This is a genomic window from Lentzea kentuckyensis (assembly GCF_002150765.1).
Lineage (GTDB): Bacteria > Actinomycetota > Actinomycetes > Mycobacteriales > Pseudonocardiaceae > Lentzea > Lentzea kentuckyensis.
The window spans coordinates 1-2,588 of record NZ_MUYM01000164.1 but is presented as its reverse complement, the minus strand read 5'-3'; the positions used below and the strand labels follow the sequence as shown (position 1 = coordinate 2,588).

The following is a 2,588-nucleotide window of genomic DNA, read 5'->3' as shown; positions in this document are numbered from 1 at the left end:
GTCAAAACGGGTCAGGCCCAGCACATGCAGCGCAGCGGCTGCAACTGGTTACATGCATGGCGGTGTTGGCTCCATGGCAGTAAGGAACCCGCGTGCCGTACGCAGTGTGGATCGACGTGTCAGATCCTGATCCGGGCATCGCCGATGAGGTCGCTCGTGCGCAGCGCCCTCAGTTGATCCTCGAACTCATCGAGGCTGGCTGGACAGGCCCAGGGATCGACGATGATGACGAAGATCGCCCTTCCATTGCGGAAGACGATGACGACGAGGAAGTCCGCGCTCTGCTGGACGTCCGCGTACTTGCCTATCCAGACGGCGCGATCATTGGACTCGCAGTTGATACTGACCAGATCGGGATCGCGATCGAGGTTGGGCTGAGCCTCGCGCATCACCTGGCAGGCACGCCTGCGCTGTTCGGCTGGACACTCGACTCGCTGCGCACCGAGAAGCTGAGTTCGCCGCGTGCATCAGGTATGTGGCTGCCGCCAGTACACGATGATCCTGCTCGTTTCCCGGTCGCAACGTATCTACCCGAGGAACTGCAGGACTTGTCCGCCCAGTACCTGCTGGTTGCGGCAGCCCGCGGAATCAACGACCCCACCGGCAAGGCCCGGGGGACAGTCGACGCCGCTGACCTGGTCGCGGGTTCGACCGCCGAGCATCCGTGGGATCGCGAGCTCTCCGACGAACTCGGCACACTTCTGGTCGCCGCGTGCCGGCTTGAGGCCGCGACGGGTACCCGCAGTCCTTTGGTGGCCCGCGGCGGAGGTGATCCCCAGCTCGCTCAAGCGCTTCTGGACATCATCCGAAGTGACTACGAGTCGCCCTCGACCGACTACGAGGACGACGACGCCATGCGCGGGCACGTATTGGTCGAGCGGTTCATGGCCGAGCACGACCTCCGTTGGAACTGGCACGACTCCGATGACCCGGTGATCGGTGACGAACGCAGCCGCGAGCAGTTCCGCGCTCTGCTGCGGGCGGGGCTCCGAGCGCTGGCAACTCTGGGCAAGGACACACTGCAACACGCACAATCGCCTTGGTTGTGGCTTGCCGAGCTGGACAGCGACGACATTGACCCTGTGGTGGCTGAGTTCGCTCATCGTGATGACGAGGAGATCGAGCAGGCGAGCGAGGAAACCGAAGCCGAGTTGTCGACGGCCGCCGACGCGCATCTGATGGTGCGCGTGGCGTTGCTACACGCGACGCTGTTCGAGCAGCACCCGCTCGAGGACTTCCCTGGGCTCAGCGACGTCGCTACGACCGCAGGGCCGCTGCACCATGTCGTCTACGCCTCCCTGCTCTCCTTCGGTGTTGAGGCCGTACAAGCGGTTCTTGACACTCCGCATGCTGATATTGCGCGAGCTGTGCTGCCCGCAATGCAGGCAATCGAAGCTGAAGACGACGAGACAGATCCGTATGACGACTTGCACCACGTGCTCGAAGACCTTCTTCCTCGGGGAAGTTCGGCGGGGGCTCAGAGCAAGCGGCGTGCCATGTCGGTTCTGCGTTTCCTCGCCGCCGTAGCCGCGGCTGCCAGACAGGACCGTGCCGAGGAGATCGCGCGGCAGTTGTTCCATTACCCCGCTCAGCTGGCGTGCGTGATCGTGCACAGCCTCGGCGAGGATGAGGTTGACTCGATTCTTCGGATGCGGGTTCTGGCCAGCGCTGCAGCCATCGATACGACTATGGCGGGCCAAGCTGCGTCAGATCTGCCGGCGCTGCGCAGCAGCGATCCGCGAGAGGAACCGGCACTGCGTGCCGACGCCCTTAACTGGTGGAACGACGCTGTTCAAGTCGCCCAACGACTTCGTGTCCGCGAGCACGTCGACCTGGCCGCTATAAACTGCCCTGAGCCGGGGGCCAGTCTGTTCAACACGTTGTCAGCACCCGATCCCGTCTCCAAGTCACTCTTCGACGGCATGGCGACTGCCACCGTGGTGGTAGCGGTCGTGCAGGCAGTGTCCGCATTGAGCCTCTTGATGCGCGATCCCGAAGTGGCGCACGAGATTCTCCCGGCATGGGACTGATCATGCGAGCCGTGAGCACAGGTGTCGGCTGGTTCTGTCGGTGAAATCGGAGAGCAGCACAACGACCAGTTCTGGCCGCTCGGCTGCGAGACTGGTTCAGGACGTGACGACTCAAGGGAGTTCAGTGTGGCCTCTGACGCCCTCGAAGGGCCGGTCTCGGCGTCGAGCGGACGGGGCAATCCGATCCTCGACCTGCTTGACAAGGCCATCGGCCTGCAGGCGCCGCTGGTCCGCAAGAACATCTCCAGGGCACGTCAGCGCAACCCGGAGGCGACACCGCAGGAGGTCGTCCGCACCCTGGAGCGGATGTACGTCGGCGCCCTGGCGAGCACCGGCGCCGCGGTCGGGGGCACCGCGGCCGCGCCCGGCGTCGGCACCGGGCATGGCCCGAGACTTTGTCGGAGCCGACGCCGGAGTCCTCGCACGTGACACCACCCGGAGTCGTGCCGGAACCCGCATCGGAACCGAATCCAGGGTCAAGACCGCAGACCGGCTGAGACCCCATCCAAGTCGGCAGAGTCCTGCTGGCAGGAACCATGGGCCTGACCCGTTTTGACG

2 protein-coding genes are annotated in these 2,588 nt (G+C 64.6%); both read left to right on the top strand.

Features of this window, described 5'->3' with window-relative positions; translation table 11 throughout:
- Positions 1–92 precede the first annotated feature (92 nt).
- Complete coding sequence (locus tag B0F77_RS44670) at positions 93–2,030, top strand: hypothetical protein (RefSeq protein ID WP_143467255.1); 1,938 nt, start codon at positions 93–95, stop codon at positions 2,028–2,030.
- A 126-nt stretch (positions 2,031–2,156) separates the two neighbouring features.
- Positions 2,157–2,459 carry a hypothetical protein gene (locus tag B0F77_RS44665; RefSeq protein ID WP_211294355.1) on the top strand — a complete coding sequence of 101 codons (303 nt, stop codon included), beginning with the start codon at positions 2,157–2,159 and terminating at the stop codon, positions 2,457–2,459.
- Positions 2,460–2,588: the final 129 nt, after the last annotated feature.